At 73.2% G+C, this 14,937-nt stretch carries 15 protein-coding genes; 5 read left to right on the top strand and 10 right to left on the bottom strand.

The features are described from left to right. Window positions 1–33 precede the first annotated feature (33 nt). Window positions 34–795: a hypothetical protein gene (locus tag RWE79_RS34440; protein WP_475946287.1), complete on the top strand. Its 762-nt coding sequence runs from the start codon at window positions 34–36 to the stop codon at window positions 793–795. An 84-nt stretch (window positions 796–879) separates the two neighbouring features. On the opposite strand, the gene RWE79_RS34435 is transcribed toward RWE79_RS34440, so the two are convergent. Further along, entirely contained in the window at window positions 880–2,256 is a 1,377-nt protein-coding gene (locus RWE79_RS34435) for an FAD-dependent oxidoreductase (protein WP_475944000.1), read from the bottom strand. Window positions 2,257–2,303: 47 nt separating this feature from the next. Here RWE79_RS34435 and RWE79_RS34430 point away from each other — a divergent pair, with 47 nt between their 5' ends. Next, a complete protein-coding gene (locus RWE79_RS34430; RefSeq protein WP_475943999.1) occupies window positions 2,304–3,533 on the top strand; it encodes a DUF4032 domain-containing protein in 1,230 nt (409 codons plus the stop codon). 51 nt (window positions 3,534–3,584) lie between these two features. Here RWE79_RS34430 and katG read toward each other — a convergent pair whose 3' ends face one another. After that, complete coding sequence (gene katG, locus RWE79_RS34425; protein WP_475943998.1) at window positions 3,585–5,813, bottom strand: catalase/peroxidase HPI; 2,229 nt, start codon at window positions 5,811–5,813, stop codon at window positions 3,585–3,587. A gap of 507 nt (window positions 5,814–6,320) precedes the next feature. Between katG and RWE79_RS34420 the strand changes: the two genes are divergently transcribed. Beyond that, on the top strand, window positions 6,321–6,731 hold the full coding sequence (locus RWE79_RS34420; protein WP_475943997.1) for a Fur family transcriptional regulator: 411 nt from the start codon (window positions 6,321–6,323) through the stop codon (window positions 6,729–6,731). Here the strand turns inward: RWE79_RS34420 and RWE79_RS34415 are convergent. Next, window positions 6,697–7,464, bottom strand: a complete 768-nt coding sequence (locus tag RWE79_RS34415; RefSeq protein WP_475943996.1) for a hypothetical protein — start codon at window positions 7,462–7,464, stop codon at window positions 6,697–6,699. The two genes, RWE79_RS34420 and RWE79_RS34415, sit on opposite strands and share 35 nt — an antisense overlap. A gap of 470 nt (window positions 7,465–7,934) precedes the next feature. On the opposite strand from RWE79_RS34415, the gene RWE79_RS34410 reads away from it, so the two are divergent. Next, window positions 7,935–8,747: a peptidoglycan recognition protein family protein gene (locus RWE79_RS34410; protein ID WP_475943995.1), complete on the top strand. Its 813-nt coding sequence runs from the start codon at window positions 7,935–7,937 to the stop codon at window positions 8,745–8,747. 80 nt (window positions 8,748–8,827) lie between these two features. On the opposite strand, the gene RWE79_RS34405 is transcribed toward RWE79_RS34410, so the two are convergent. The 3 genes from RWE79_RS34405 to RWE79_RS34395 form a co-directional block, all read right to left on the bottom strand. After that, the gene (locus RWE79_RS34405; protein WP_475943994.1) at window positions 8,828–9,934 is read right to left on the bottom strand and encodes a PP2C family protein-serine/threonine phosphatase; all 1,107 of its coding nucleotides are present in this window, start codon (window positions 9,932–9,934) and stop codon (window positions 8,828–8,830) included. A 9-nt stretch (window positions 9,935–9,943) separates the two neighbouring features. After that, window positions 9,944–10,978, bottom strand: a complete 1,035-nt coding sequence (locus RWE79_RS34400) for an isopenicillin N synthase family dioxygenase (RefSeq protein ID WP_475943993.1) — start codon at window positions 10,976–10,978, stop codon at window positions 9,944–9,946. 256 nt (window positions 10,979–11,234) lie between these two features. Beyond that, window positions 11,235–11,825: an MOSC domain-containing protein gene (locus RWE79_RS34395; RefSeq protein WP_475943992.1), complete on the bottom strand. Its 591-nt coding sequence runs from the start codon at window positions 11,823–11,825 to the stop codon at window positions 11,235–11,237. 84 nt (window positions 11,826–11,909) lie between these two features. Here RWE79_RS34395 and RWE79_RS34390 point away from each other — a divergent pair, with 84 nt between their 5' ends. Then, window positions 11,910–12,416: a VOC family protein gene (locus RWE79_RS34390; RefSeq protein ID WP_475943991.1), complete on the top strand. Its 507-nt coding sequence runs from the start codon at window positions 11,910–11,912 to the stop codon at window positions 12,414–12,416. 72 nt (window positions 12,417–12,488) lie between these two features. Here the strand turns inward: RWE79_RS34390 and RWE79_RS34385 are convergent, their stop codons facing one another. The 4 genes from RWE79_RS34385 to RWE79_RS34370 form a co-directional block, all read right to left on the bottom strand. Further along, the gene (locus RWE79_RS34385) at window positions 12,489–12,671 is read right to left on the bottom strand and encodes a hypothetical protein (protein ID WP_475943990.1); all 183 of its coding nucleotides are present in this window, start codon (window positions 12,669–12,671) and stop codon (window positions 12,489–12,491) included. Between the two features lie 37 nt (window positions 12,672–12,708). Beyond that, the gene (locus tag RWE79_RS34380) at window positions 12,709–12,909 is read right to left on the bottom strand and encodes a hypothetical protein (RefSeq protein ID WP_475943989.1); all 201 of its coding nucleotides are present in this window, start codon (window positions 12,907–12,909) and stop codon (window positions 12,709–12,711) included. Between the two features lie 74 nt (window positions 12,910–12,983). Beyond that, window positions 12,984–13,385, bottom strand: coding sequence for a hypothetical protein (locus RWE79_RS34375; protein WP_475943988.1), 402 nt, complete (start codon window positions 13,383–13,385; stop codon window positions 12,984–12,986). A gap of 148 nt (window positions 13,386–13,533) precedes the next feature. After that, window positions 13,534–14,931: an MFS transporter gene (locus RWE79_RS34370; RefSeq protein ID WP_475943987.1), complete on the bottom strand. Its 1,398-nt coding sequence runs from the start codon at window positions 14,929–14,931 to the stop codon at window positions 13,534–13,536. Window positions 14,932–14,937: the final 6 nt, after the last annotated feature.

Below are 14,937 nucleotides of genomic sequence, written 5' to 3'. Positions count from 1 at the left end.
GACGACGACGCGCTGTATGTGCTCACCGCGGCGATGCTCACGCCCGCGCAGTTCCCCGGCGTTCTCGCCGACGACTATCCGGCGGCGTGCGCCGAACTCGGCCTGGAGCCCTCGGGCGAGGGCTACGGGCTGGTCTTCGGGCAGGACGGCGAGGGGGCCCGCTGGACGGTGGCGATCAGCGACACCGCGCTGGTCGCGTGCGCGCTGGCCGCCTGGGACTGCGGCCTGGAGTACGACCTGTCGCCCGACGACCGGTCGGTGGTGGCGGCCCTGCCCGGCTGGCCGCTTCCGGTCGCCGTCGCCGCCCCGGGCGTGCCGGAACCGCACGATCCACCGGACGAGGAGGGCGCCCGGCCCGCCCTGTCACCGCCGGACACACAGACCTGGGGCCCCGCGCAGCGGCGCCTGGGCGCCGACGAGATCGCCCTGAAGTGGCGGGTCTGGCGCGAGCAGCTGGACGACGGCTCCACGCCCGACGCCACGGCCGACACCGCCGCAGGTTCTTCCGGGAGCTCGGGCGCCGGGCTGCACAAGGGCGTGCGCCGCGCCCTGGACGCCGCCGGGGAGTACCTGCGCACGCCGCCGCCGGTGGGCCGGATACGGTCCGCACCGGCCGGCGAGGGCGTACGCACGCTGCGCGTGGACGGGCCGGACTGGAGCCTGGTGGCGCGCACCGACGACATCGCGTTCGTCCTGCTGGACGAGGAGCCGGGCGAGGTGCTGCCGGTGGGGCGGGGCGCCGCGCTGCCGGGGCTGCTGGAGTCCCTGGACAAGCTGGCGGTACGGCCCGACTAGTGCGGTGACCGCGTCGGCTCACCGGGTCCGTCCGGTGGCCGTTCCCTCCTCGATCGCCGCGGGCACCGGTGCGGCGGGCAGCCGTCAGTCGCAGTTGGCGTGGATCTTCGCCGCCGCCTTGCGGGCGGCGACCAGCACCGGGTCCCAGACCGGCGAGAAGGGCGGGGCGTACCCGAGGTCGAGGCCGGTCATCGCCTCGACGGTCATGCCCGCGGTGAGGGCGACGGCACCGATGTCGACGCGTTTGGCGGCGCCCTCACGGCCGACGATCTGCAGGCCGAGCAGCCGGCCGGTGTTGTGCTCGGCGGTGATCTTGACGGTCATGGGGGCGGCGCCCGGGAAGTATCCGGCGCGGCTGGTGGACTCGATCACGGCGGTGACGAAGCGGAGTCCGGCGGCGCGGGCCTGCGACTCCTTGAGGCCGCTGCGGGCGATCTCGACGTCGCAGACCTTGCTGACGGCCGTGCCGACGACGCCGGGGAAGGTGGCGTAGCCGCCGCCGATGTTGGTGCCGATGACCTGGCCGTGTTTGTTGGCGTGGGTGCCCAGGGCGATGTGCTGGAGGGCGCCCGAGACGAGGTTGAGGACCTCGACGCAGTCACCGCCGGCCCAGATGCCCTCCGTACCGCGCACGCGCATGGAGCGGTCGGTGAGAAGTCCGCCGTGCGCGCCGAGCGGCAGTCCGGCCTCGTGCGCGAGGGTGGTCTCGGGCCGAACTCCCAGGCCCAGGACGACGATGTCGGCGGGGTACTCGTCCTTGTCGGTGGCCACGGCGCGGACCCGGCCGTCCGGCCCGGTCAGCACCTCGCGGACGGCCGAGCCGGTCTCGACACGGATGCCCATGCCCTCCATCGCCGCGCGGACGAGGTGGCCCATGTCGGGGTCGAGGGTGGACATGGGCTGCTCACCGCGGTCCAGGAGGGTGACCCGCAGTCCGTGCCGGAGCATCGCCTCGGCCATCTCGACGCCGATGTAGCCGCCGCCGACCACCACCGCGTCCCGGACCCCGGGGCGGTCGAGGCCGCGCATGAGGGCCTCTCCGTCGTCGAGGGTCTGCACCCCGTGGACACCGTCGGCGTCGATGCCGGGGATCGGCGGCCGGGCCGGCACCGCGCCGGTGGCGACGACCAGGTGGTCGAAGCCCGTCCAGCTCTCGCCGCCGCCGTCCCGCGCGCGGGTGCGGACCCGGCGCCGGTCGAGGTCGATCCCGACGGCCTCGGTGCCGAGCCGCAGGTCGATGTCGCGCGCGCGGTGCTCGGCGGCGGTGCGCGCGACGAGCGCGTCCGCGTCGTCGACGTCCCCGGCGACCCAGTACGGGATGCCGCAGGCGGAGTACGAGGTGTGGTGCCCCCGTTCGAAGGCGACGATCTCCAGGTCTCCCGCGTCCCGGCGCCTGCGCGCCTGGGAGGCCGCCGACATGCCTGTGGCGTCGCCGCCGATGATCACCAGCCGTTCCGTCATACCCGCAGCGTATGCGCCCGCCTGCGCATGCCGCACACTTGTGCGTCATGGAGCTGCAGATCACCGCGACCGCGCCGGAACACCCGGCGGCCCTCCTCGACCTGCCCTGGTCCGTGCCCCTGGAGGAGTGGCCGGAGGAGTGCCTGGTCACCCTGCCGCGTGGTATCTCCCGGCATGTCGTCCGTTTCGCGCGGGCGGGTGACGAGGTGGTCGCGGTCAAGGAGGTCGGCGAGTGGGCCGCCGTACGGGAGTACGGGCTGCTGCGCGACCTGGACCGGATGGGGATACCCGCGGTGGACGCGCTGGCCGTGGTCACCGGCCGGGCCGACGCGGCAGGTGAGCCGCTGGAGCCGGTGCTGATCACCCGGCACCTGGGCGGCTCGCTGCCGTACCGTTCGATGTTCGAGACGACGATGCGGCCCACCACCGTCAACCGCCTGCTCGACGCGCTCGCCGTGCTGCTGGTGCGGCTGCACCTCACCGGCTTCGCCTGGGGCGACTGCTCGCTGTCCAACACCCTCTTCCGGCGCGACGCGGGGGCCTACGCGGCGTATCTCGTCGACGCCGAGACCGGCCAGATCCAGCCGCAGCTGAGCCGGGGTCAGCGCGATTACGACATCGAGGTCGCGCGGGTCAACATCGCCGGTGAGCTGCTCGATCTGGAGGCCGGCGGCTCCCTGCACCCGTCCGTCGACCCGATCACCTTCGGCCAGGCGATCGCCGACCGCTACGCGGAGCTGTGGCACGAGCTGACCCGCGAGTCGGTCTACCCCGTCGACAAGCGGCACTACATCGACCGGCGCATCCGCCGCCTCAACGGACTCGGTTTCGACGTCGCCGAGATGCAGATCCAGAAGTCCCCGGCCGGCGACCAGGTCACCTTCCTGCCCAAGGTCGTGGACGCCGGCCACCACCAGCGCCAGCTGCTGCGTCTGACCGGGCTGGACGCCGAGGAGAACCAGGCCCGCAGCCTGCTGAACGACCTGGAGGCCTGGATGGCCACCCAGGACGACTACGCCCCCGGCGACCCTCTCGGCGCCCGCCCCGAGGTACTCGCCCACCGGTGGGTCCGTGACGTGTTCCGGCCGACCGTACGGACCGTGCCGCGCGAGCTGCGCGGCACTCTGGACACGGCGCAGATCTACCACGAGCTGCTGGAGCACCGCTGGTTCATGTCGGAGGCCGCGGGCCACGACATCGGTCTGCAGGCCGCCGTCGACGACTATGTGCGCACGGTGCTGCCGCACGCCCCGATGGCACCGGCGCTGCCCGACTAGGGCGCGTGGCAACGTCCAGGCCGGCCGCGCGGGCCGGCCTGGACGCCGTGATCAGACGAGGTCGAACCGGTCGAGGTTCATCACCTTGTCCCACGCCGCGACGAAGTCCTTGACGAACTTCTCCTTCGCGTCGTCGCTCGCGTAGACCTCCGCGAGCGCGCGCAGCTCGGAGTTCGACCCGAAGACGAGGTCGACACGGCTGCCGGTCCACTTGACCGCGCCCGTGGCGTCGCGGCCCTCGAACGTGTTCGCGTCCTCGGACGTCGCCTTCCACGTCGTGCCCAGGTCGAGCAGGTTGACGAAGAAGTCGTTGGTCAGGGCCCCGGGGGTGCTGGTGAAGGCGCTGAACGGCGACTGCTGGTGGTTCGCGCCCAGGACCCGGAGGCCACCGACGAGGACCGTCAGCTCGGGGGCGCTGAGGGTCAGCAGGTTCCCCTTGTCGATCAGCAGGTACTCGGCCGGCAGCCGGTTGCCCTTGCCGAGGTAGTTGCGGAACCCGTCGGCGGTCGGCTCCAGCGCGGCGAACGCCTCCACGTCGGTCTGCTCCTGCGACGCGTCCGTGCGGCCCGGCGTGAAGGGGACCTCGACGACGACGCCGGCGTCCTTGGCGGCCTGCTCGACGGCGGCGGCACCGGCGAGCACGATCAGGTCGGCGAGCGAGATCTGCTTGCCGCCGGTCCGGGCGGTGTTGAAGGCCTCCTGGATGCCCTCCAGGGTGCGCAGCACCGTCGCCAGCTCGTCGGGACCGTTGACCTCCCAACCGCTCTGCGGCTGGAGGCGGATGCGTGCGCCGTTGGCGCCGCCGCGCTTGTCGCTGCCCCGGAAGGACGAGGCCGACGCCCACGCGGTGGACACGAGCTGGGAGACCGACAGGCCCGAGGAGAGGATCTGGCCCTTGAGGGACGCGATCTCCTCGGCACCGACGAGCTCGTGCGTCACCGGGGGAAGGGGGTCCTGCCACAGCAGCGTCTCGGCCGGGACCTCCGGGCCGAGGTAGCGCACGATCGGGCCCATGTCACGGTGGGTCAGCTTGAACCAGGCGCGGGCGAAGGCGTCCGCGAACTCGGCCGGGTTCTCCAGGAAGCGTCGCGAGACCTGCTCGTAGGCCGGGTCGACGCGCAGCGCGAGGTCGGTGGTGAGCATCGTCGGGGCGTGGCTCTTCGACGGGTCGTGGGCGTCGGGGACGGTGCCCGCCCCGGCGCCGTCCTTCGGCCGCCACTGGTGGGCGCCGGCGGGGCTCTTGTACAGCTCCCACTCGTTGCCGAACAGGATCTCGAAGAAGCTGTTGTCCCAGGTGGTCGGGGTGTTCGTCCAGATACCCTCAAGACCGCTGGTGATCGTGTCGCCGCCCTTGCCGGTGCCGAAGGAGTTCCTCCAGCCGAGGCCCTGCTCCTCGATCGAGGCGGCCTCGGGGTCGGCACCGACGCTGTCCGCCGGGCCCGCGCCGTGGGTCTTGCCGAAGGTGTGACCGCCCGCGATCAGGGCGACCGTCTCCTCGTCGTTCATCGCCATCCGGCGGAACGTCTCGCGGATGTCGCGGGCCGCGGCGAGCGGGTCCGGAGTGCCGTTGGGGCCCTCCGGGTTGACGTAGATCAGGCCCATCTGGACCGCGCCGAGGGGGCTTTCCAGCTCCCGGTCGCCGGTGTAGCGCTCATCGCCGAGCCAGGTGGTCTCGGGACCCCAGTAGACGTCCTCGTCGGGCTCCCAGACGTCCGCGCGACCGCCGCCGAAGCCGAAGGTCTCGAAGCCCATCTGCTCCAGGGCGACGTTGCCGGTGAGGATCATGAGGTCGGCCCACGAGAGGCTCTGGCCGTACTTCTTCTTGACCGGCCACAGCAGGCGGCGGGCCTTGTCGAGGTTTCCGTTGTCCGGCCAGCTGTTGAGGGGGGCGAAGCGCTGCTGGCCGGCTCCGGCGCCGCCGCGGCCGTCGCTGATCCGGTAGGTGCCCGCGCTGTGCCACGCCATCCGGATCATGAACGGGCCGTAGTTGCCGAAGTCGGCGGGCCACCAGTCCTGCGAGGTCGTCAGCACCTCCGCGATGTCCCGCTTCACGGCCGGGAGGTCGAGGGTCTTGAACGCCTCGGCGTAGTCGAACTCCTCGCCGAGCGGGTTGGCCACGGCGGGGTTCTTGGCGAGGATCTTCAGGTTGAGCCGCTCCGACCACCACTGGCGGTTTCCGCCACCCTGAGTCGGGTGGGGGGCGCGCCCGTGCGCGACAGGGCAGCCACCTCCACCCTCCTGCTTCGCGTCTACGACGATTGCATCATGGTTCTCAGACATAAAAATCCTTCCGGACCAGGCGGATCACGGTGCTCAGGAACTACGGGCGGTGGAACAGTCGAGGCACAGGCCCCAGTGCATGACCTCGGTCTCGTCGGTCTCGTCGATCGGGAGACCGAGGTCGTCGTACGCGGTGGCGGCAGGCGGTCGGGCAGGGGGCCCTCGCCGGCCGCGCGGGCGACGTCAGCGACGACACGACGCGCCCATCGGACCAGGAGGGCCTCAGACACGGCCCCGACGCCGGGGCGGTCACCGACCCGGGCGGTCTCGCACAGGGCGACGCGGGCGGCCGTCACCCGCGCGCCGGCCCCGCGCAGCTCGGCGGTGGTCCCGTCACGTCTCTGTCTCCTGCCGTACTGGAGTCTTCCTGTCCCTTGGCTATTGCCGGAACCGATCCTACGATGGACAGAGTCCAAGTCAAGAAGTGTGCCAAGCCCATATCCAATCGGAACCCGGACGTCCACCGGTAAACTTCGGACATCCCACCGAACCTGAATAGGTGAACCCATGAGTGACCTGCTGGAGCGACTGCGGGGGCGTGGCTGGCGGATGACCTCCCAGCGACGCGTCGTTGCGGAGGTCCTCGACGGCGACCATGTGCATCTCACCGCCGACGAGGTGCACGCCCGCGCGGCACAGCGGCTGCCCGAGATCTCCCGGGCGACCGTCTACAACGCCCTGGGCGAACTGGTCTCCCTCGGTGAGGTCATAGAGGTCTCCACGGACGGCCGCGCCAAGCGCTACGACCCCAACGCGCACCACCCGCACCAGCACCTGGTGTGCTCCAGCTGCGGCACCGTCCGCGATGTCCACCCGACCCGCGATCCGCTGGCCGACCTCCCGGCGGAGGAACGGTTCGGCTTCACGGTGGCCGAGGTCGAGGTCACCTACCGCGGACTGTGCCCGTCCTGCGCCTAGCGCGATGACGGGGTCGCGGCCACGTGCCTGGCGCGGTGACCGGGTCGCGGCCACGGCACCGGGCAGCGTCGCCCGCACCGGCGGCCGGGTCGGCGGGCGGTACCTGACGCGGCCGGGGGTCACCCCAGCCCGGTGACGAGGGCGGCCTCGGCGACGCCCGGGGACGGGTGGCCGGCCAGCGCGGCCAGTTCGTCCGGCCAGGGGCGGCCCACTGGGTGCGGGTGCAGCAGGCGCCGACGATCATGACGGCGATGAGGGCTGCGGTGGAGGTGCCACGCTCGCGCAGCGCGGCGACGACCTGCCGGTGGGCCGGCGGCGGATCGACGGCGTCGTGGGCGAGGTAGCTGCGGCCGGTGAGTTCGAGCGCGTGCGGGTGGTCGGCGGCCAGGGCGAGGCAGCGGTCCCAGCCGGCGGGTCCGGGATCGCCGTCGCGCAGCGCGGCGAGGGCGGCGTCGAAGGACGTACGGGTGGCGGCGCGCCGCAGCCCGGCACTGTCCAGGGGGTCGGTGAGGGCGTCGAGGGCCGGGGCGGGCCGGGAGACGTGGCTGTCGGCGAGGACCCGTTCGCGCACCCAGTGGGCCTCGGTCATCCCGCGCAGCAGCGGTTCGGCCTCGTGCAGCGGGAGAAGTGGCGCGAGGCGGGCCCGTACGAGGGCCCGCCTGCCGTGCCGCTCCAGGTAGGCGCGGACGATCTCGGCGCGCTGACGCGGTTCGAGGGCGGTGACCGCGCGCACCGGAAGGCGGAGCGGCCCGCGCCGGGCGGCGATGCGCTGTCGTACGAGGCGGAGCCGCTCCGCTGCCGGCAGCAGGGCCAGCAGTGGTTCCGGCGCCGCCGGGAACAGCGGATCCCGGGACCGCTCGGGGCCGGGGCGGCAGACGGCCGCGAGCGGTCACCACCCGTTTCCACGAGGGCAACAGCGGCGACAACCGCGGCGGCGGCCAGGACCTGAAGTCCGGCAACGCGGCCGGCAACGACCTCGCGTTCCGGGGCGATTCAAGGGCCTGGCCGAGAAGCTGGAGTACGTCCAGGCGCTCGGCTTCCCGCCGATCCGGATCACTCCGGTCGCGCTGACCGCTCGGGTCACGACTACGACGGGCCCCGTCGCGAGCAGACCCCGGGAGGGGAGGCGTACGACCGGGTGAGGCTCCGGCCTCACCCGGCGTGTCGCTGTGACCGTCCCTCATATGACCTGACGATGCGTTTATGCGTTCCTTTCATGCGGCCTCCCTGTGGGCCGCGGGTGCCGGGATCGTCGGTCTCGCAGCCGTCGCCGCCGGAGGTGTGGCCGGCGTCGCGTCGTACCGGCCGCAGGCCGCCGGTCCGCTGCCGCGCCCCAGCCCCCAGTTCCGCCCGCTGCCGCTGCCGGGACTCGCGCAGCGCGCCTCCGTGCACCGCGTCTCGGTGTACGACGCGCCGCGCCCCGCGATCGTCATGCGCGCGCAGTGGGACGCGGACGAGTCGCTGCGCAAGGAGGCCCCGCGCTACGGGCACGCCGTGCGGGTGGTCTTCCTCCACCACACCGACAACGGCAACGGCTACGACTGCGCCCGGGCGCCCGAGCTGATCCGGGCCATCTACGCCGGCCACGTCAAGGACCACGACTGGGACGACGTCGCCTACAACTTCTTCGTCGACAAGTGCGGCACGATCTACGAGGGCCGGGCCGGCGGCGTGGCCAGACCGGTGACCGGGGCGCAGTCGGTGGGGTTCAACACCGACACGATGGGCATCGCCGCGATCGGCAACTACGACGCCGCCGGGACCGTGACCGGGGCCATGACCCGGGCCATCTCGCGGCTCGCGGCCTGGAAGCTGGGGCTGGCCGGGGTGGATCCGCGCAGTACCCAGACCCTGGTGTCCTCCAACGACAAGAGCCGCTTCCGCAAGGGCACCCGGGCGCAGTTCAAGGCCATCGTCGGTCATCGCGACAGCTTCTTCACCGACTGCCCCGGCGACGATCTGTACGCCCGGCTCCCGGCGATCCGCGCGGAGGCGGCCCGGCTGCAGGGCCGCTGACCCCGGGCGCGGGGCCGCTGACCCCGGGCGCGGGGCCGGCCCGGCGGCGAGGCGCCCCGGCGGGCGGCAAGGCGGCCCGGTCAGCGCGGAGCGAGCGCCAGCAGCGCCACGTCGTCGCCGACGGCGCCGGCGTAGGCCGTCAGGTCCTCCCACACCGCGTCCACGACCGCCTCCGGAGTGGCCGGTGTGCCGTCCTTGAGGCGGGCGGCGAGGCGTTCGGCCAGCGGGTAGAAGATCCCGGAGTCGTCACGCGCCTCGATCACCCCGTCGGTGTAGGCCAGCACCAGATCCCCGGGGAGCAGCGCCTCGGCCATCACCACCGGGCTCGCGTAGCCGGGCAGCCCCATGCCGACGGGCGGGGCGGCATCGCAGCCGATCTCGCGGACCCGGCCGTCCCGCACCAGCAGGGCGGGCGGGTGGCCGCAGCTGGCGACCCTGACCTCGCAGCCGTCGGCCGGGAACTCCAGCAGCAGCACGGTCGCGAACAGCTCGCCGTCCCCGTTTCCGGCGGCCAGTGCGTCGAGGGCGAGCCTGCGCTCCAGCCGCCCGGCGACCTGTCCGAGGTCGGGAAGGTCGAGTACGGCCTCACGGAAGGCGCCGAGCAGCGCCACCACCGAGCCGACGGCCGCCACTCCGTGCCCCTGTACGTCGGCGACCAGGGCCCGCACCCCGTACGGTCCGGCCCGTACGTCGTACAGGTCACCGCCGACCAGGGTGCCGCGCTGCGCGGCGCGGTAGAGCGCGCAGCAGCGCACCGGCCCCACGGCGGCGGGCAGCGGGGCGAGCACGGCGAGCTGGGCGGCCTCGGCGACGGTGCTGACCCGGACCAGCCGGCCGATGCTGCGGCGCCGGACCTCGGCGGTGACCACGCTCAGGGCACCGATGAGGGCGACGGCCCCGGAGTCGCTGAGGGCCAGGGCACCCGCGCCGATCAGCGGCAGCTGCATCACGACCAGCACGGTGGCCGCCGTGACGGCGGTACCGGCGGCACCGTAGGCCAGGGCGGCCAGCGGGGGTACGGCGGCGTAGTAGGCGCCGAGGTCGGTGTCCCCCGGGATGAAGGCCTGGGCGGCGATGAGCACGACGAGCAGGACGACCGGGAGCGCCCGCAGCCAGCCGGAGGATCCCGCTCTCCTCAGCTCACCGGCGGTTTCCGGTGGGTTCGGCGCGCTGTCCGTGGTGCCCATGGCTGAACGCTACGCCGTGGGCACGGCCTCGGCCTCCAGAAGCTCCGCGTGATGCCTGCGGGCGGTCCTGGGGTGGGCCCGCAGATATCCCTTGAGCTCGTTGTAGCCGAACTCGGCGAACAGCGGGTTGGCCGGGTCCTGGGTGGCGCCCGGCGCGTGGTGGGCGTGCTCGAAGGGCAGCGGGGCGATTCTCGCGTCGAGCCGGGGGTTGTAGAAGAACGGCACCGAGAAGCGCTCGCGGGCGCCGGGCGGGCTGACCACGCGGTGGTTGGTGGCCTTGAGGTAGCCGTCGGTCGCGACCTCCAGCAGCTCGCCGAGGTTGACGACGAAGGCGCCGGGCAGCGGCGGCACCTCGTGGAAGGCGACGCTTCCGTCGGGACTGGTCCGCTCGACCTGGAGGCCGCCCACCTCGTCCTGGAGCAGGAGGGTGAGGAAGCCGTAGTCCTTGTGGGCCCCGACGCCCTGGCCGTCGCCGCTGGGGGCGGTCCCGGGGTAGCGGACCATCTTCAGGTGCAGATGGGGCTCCGCGGCGAAGGCGTCGTCGTAGAAGTCCTCGGGCGCGCCGATGGCGGCGAGCAGTTCGTGCAGCAGCCGCCTGGCGACCTCGCTGAGCCGCTCGATCCAGGCCAGCGCGCGCTCGCGCAACTCCGGCAGGGCGGCCGGCCACTGGTTGGGACCCTCCAGCCACCAGTACGGCGGCTCGCCGGGGCCGGGGACGTGCGCGGGCCGCTCGGCGCCGATGTCGAGCTGGTCCCGCCAGTCGGGGCTGCCGCCGGTGTGCTCGTCACCGATGCGGGTGTAGCCGCGGAAGTGCGGGGACTCCAGATTGCCGATGGCGAGCCGGTCCGCTTCGGGGAGCTCGAAGAAGGCCCGTATGACGCTCCACAGGGCGTCGGTCTCCTCGGGGGTGACGCCGTGGCCGGTCAGCTGGAGGAAGCCCACGTCGTGGGCGGCCGAGTGCAGTTCGGCGTGGAGCCGGGCACGGGCCTCGGGGCCGCGATCGGCCGCCGACAGGTCGATCACGGGAAGCTGGAGCGTTGTCATGAGGTATCCGCAGGGTGACGAGGAACGGGAGGATGTCGGGACGTCGGGATGCCCGGAGTTCAGGCGCTGCGGCGACAGGACATGCTCGTGACGCGGACGAAGTCCACGTGGCGGCGGCGTACGAGCAGAAGCATGGGCCCAGGATACTGCGCTGCGTGAGCACCGTCCGTAACCGAGGTCACCGGCGGTACGGGGAATACCGGGCGGGCACACCGACCGGGATGCCGACGGCGCGGTTCCGCCGGTGACCGGAGGTTCAGACCCGCTCCAGGGGCCGGTGCGGGCCCTGCGGCAGTTCGACGGAGACGGGGTCGCCGGGGCGGACCTCGCCGCCGGCCAGGACGACCCCCATGATGCCGCCCTTGCGCACGATGTTCCCGGCGTCGTCGCGGCCGACCACCTGCTTGAGCAGTCCCTGCCGGAATCCGTCGATCTGGAGGCAGGGGTTGCGCAGGCCGGTCACCTCGACGACGGCCTGCGCGCCGAGCCGCAGCCGGGTGCCGACGGGCAGGGCGAGCAGGTCGATGTCACGGGTGGTGACGTTCTCCCCCAGCTCGCCGGGGGCGACCTCGAAGCCGGCCTCGCGCAGCTCGTCGTGGAGTTCGCCATGGATGAGGTGGACCTGCCGCAGGTTGGGCTGCGTGGGGTCCTGCGCGACGCGCGAGCGGTGCTGGACCGTCACCCCGAGGTGCGCGTCACCCTCGACGCCGAGGCCGGCGAGCAGCCGGATGCTGTCCCGGTTGGGCTTGGTGAAGTGGTGCCCCTCGTCGCGGCTGACCGCGGTGACCGTGCCGCCCACAGCAGCACTCCCCTCGTCGGAATCACGGCCGGAGCCCCGTGTGGTCATCCTATCGGACCGATCGCACACTTCTTGAATATTCAAGCAATCCCTCCTAAGCTGGAGGCCAGACACACGCCAAGGAGCTGAACCATGCCTGTCCGCCGCCTCAACCACGCGGTCCTCTACATCCGCGACGTGGCCCGCTCGGTCGAGTTCTACACCGATGTCTTCGGCTTCGAGGTCAGCGTCGAGATCCCCGGCCGGGCGGCCTTCCTGAGCTCCCGGGAGACCCTCAACGACCACGACCTCGGCCTGTTCGCCCTCGGCGAGGACGCCCCGGGGCCCGAGCAGGGCCGCGTCGGGCTGTACCACCTGGCCTGGGAGGTCGGCACGCTCGGCGAGCTGGCCGACACCGCGCGCCGGCTCACCGAGCGGGGCGCGCTGGTGGGCGCCAGCGACCACGGGGTGTCCAAGTCCCTGTACGCCAAGGACCCCGACGGCAACGAGTTCGAGATCATGTGGCGTGTCCCGCGCCAGGACTGGCCCACCGCCGAGAGCCCGGAGGACCTGCGGCCGCAGCCGCTGGACCTCCAGGAGGCCGTCGCCCGCTGGGGTGCCGACCTGGCCACCGGCGCGGCGGCCGGCTCCGTGACCTGACCCCGCCCGGCACCGGCGGCGGCACCGGGCTCCGCGCTCGGCTCGGCTTGAGCGCGCGCGGAGCCCGGCCCGTCAGCGGCCTATCTGCTTACGGCCGCCCTTGCGCAGCCGGCGGCGCTGCGAGGGGTCCAGGGCCAGGTAGCCGACGACCGGGACGCCGACGACGATCAGAAGCGCCAGCCAGTTCGGAAGCAGGACGAACAGCACGATCGCGATCGCCAGACCGCCCACTGCGTACTTCGCGCGATTGGACATCTCCAGGCCTCCGTCCGCGGCCGGCGCCGCGCTCACTTCATTGAACGCCGCCCGGCACATCCCGGTTCCCGGCGCCCTCGGTCGTCACCTCCCCGGGGTCCGTACGGCGGGTGTCCGCCAAGCGGATGTCCTGCGTCCCGGCCGACGGGGAGGCGGCGTCGATGGCCGTCCCGTCGGCGTCACGGGTGGCCTGGGCGCGCACGAGCGCGCCCAGGGCGGCGTAGATGTCCAGGGGCATGGGGTATCTCCTGCGGTCTCGTCCTGCGTACGTACACGGGCTGCCGAGTCGGGCCGTGCGGCCTGACGGCGCCCTCAGCAGCGCAGGACGGTGTGCGCGAGGGCCGGGCCCGCCGGAGGCCGGGCGTCCGCCCGGTGCGGGCCGTGCGGCGCGCCGGCGAGCGGGTGCGGGAGCCCGGTGTCGGAGCAGGAGCGCCCGGTGAACGACAGCGTCCGCTGCTGCGGCCCGGCGTGGCTGCCCGCGCGCCGCGCCGGCGAGGCAGGATGCGGATGCGGCCCGGGGGCCGGTACCGGGTCGTCCGCCACGGCCCCCGTGACGCCGACGGCGCCCCTCGCATCACTGTGCGCATGCCCCCGCGCCTGGCCCTGCGCATGCCATGCCGAGGACCCGGCCGCCGCGCTGCCGCACAGCGCGTGCAGCAGGCACAGCAGGGCGGCGAGCAGCACGGCTCGGCGGGCGAGGACGGTGGGCGGCACCCTTCACCCATATCCGGGCGGGCCCCGCGACCCGCCGGGCATTACGCCGATCGCGGGGAGCGTTCACCGCATCGGCGCAACGCGGACCGGCAGACGAAGCGGCCCACGGACCGGCACACGAACCGGCACACGGACACCGGCTGCCGGGTCACGCCGCCCGGTAGCGGCGGAAGGCGGGCACGGCGGCGGCCAGGCCCAGCATGGTCACGACGACCAGCAGGCCGCCCGCGGTGACGGCCGGCCGGGCGCCGAGGGCGGAGCCGGTGGTGCCGTGCAGCAGGTCGGCCATACGCGGGCCGCCGGCGACGACCACGGTGAAGACGCCCTGCATCCGGCCGCGCATGTCGTCGGTGGCCACGGACTGCAGGATCGCCCCGCGGAAGACCATGGAGACCATGTCGGCGACACCCGCGAGGGCGAGGAACCCGGCCGCCCACCACAGGTTCGCGCTGAGGCCGAAGCCGGTGATGGCCGCGCCCCACCCGACGACGGCGGCGATGACCATGAGCCCGTGCCGCCGGGCCCGGGAGAAGGTGCCGGAGAACAGGCCGCCGGCCACCGCGCCGATCGGGATGGCGGCATAGAGCAGACCGAGGGAGAAGCCCTCCCCCCAGCCCGCGTACGCGGTGTCGGCGAGCTGCGGGAAGAGCGCGCGCGGCATGCCGAAGACCATGGCGACGATGTCGGCGAGGAAGGACAGCAGCAGGATGCGGTGGCCGGTGATGTACCGGAAACCGTCCGCGACCTCACGCCATCCGGCCCGCCGTCCGCCCGCGCCCTCGACGAGCGGCGGGAGCGCGGGCAGCTTCCAGACGGCCCACACGGTGACGCAGAGCGCGACGGAGTCGATCAGATACAGCTCGGCCAGACCGATGACGGGGATGAGCACACCCGCGAGCAGCGGGCCGACGATCTGCCCGGTCTGCATCACGGTGGAGCCCAGCGCGTTGGCGGCGGGCAGCTCGGAGGCGGGCACCAGCCGGGCGATGGAGGCGCTGCGCGCAGGGGCGTTCATGCCCCAGAAGGCCTGCTGTGCGGCGAGCAGCACCATCAGCAGGGCCACCGACCGCGCCCCGGCGAGCGCCTGCGCCCACAGCAGCAGGGCGGTGACGGCGAGGCCCGCGTTTGTGACCAGCATCAGCTTGCGCCGGTCCACGCTGTCCGCGACCGCCCCGCCCCACAGGGCGAAGACGATGAGCGGTATCAGTCCGGCGAGGCTCGCGTAGCCGACCCAGGCCGAGGAGCCGGTGATGTCGTAGATCTGCTTGGGCACGGCCACGGCGGTGAGCTGGCTGCCGACAGCGGTGACGGTGGTCGAGGACCACAGCCGGCGGTAGGCCGGGTGCCGCAGCGGCCGGGTGTCCATCACCAGCCGGCGCCATCCGGTCCGCTGCGGCGTCGCGTCCGCGCTGTCCCTGCTGTCCGTGACATCCGTGACGTCCGTGACGCCGGCGGCGCCTGTACTGTCCGTGCTGCTCGTGTTCTCCGGGGCGCTGTTGTCGTCCGACGTCGCGGAGGCCTCCGCGGTTTCCTTCGCGATGTCCACTGAGCA

The sequence above is a fragment of the Streptomyces sp. RLA131 genome (genome assembly GCF_056270125.1).
Note: the sequence above shows the minus strand (reverse complement) of the source record. Positions and strands in the feature narration are given on the sequence as shown.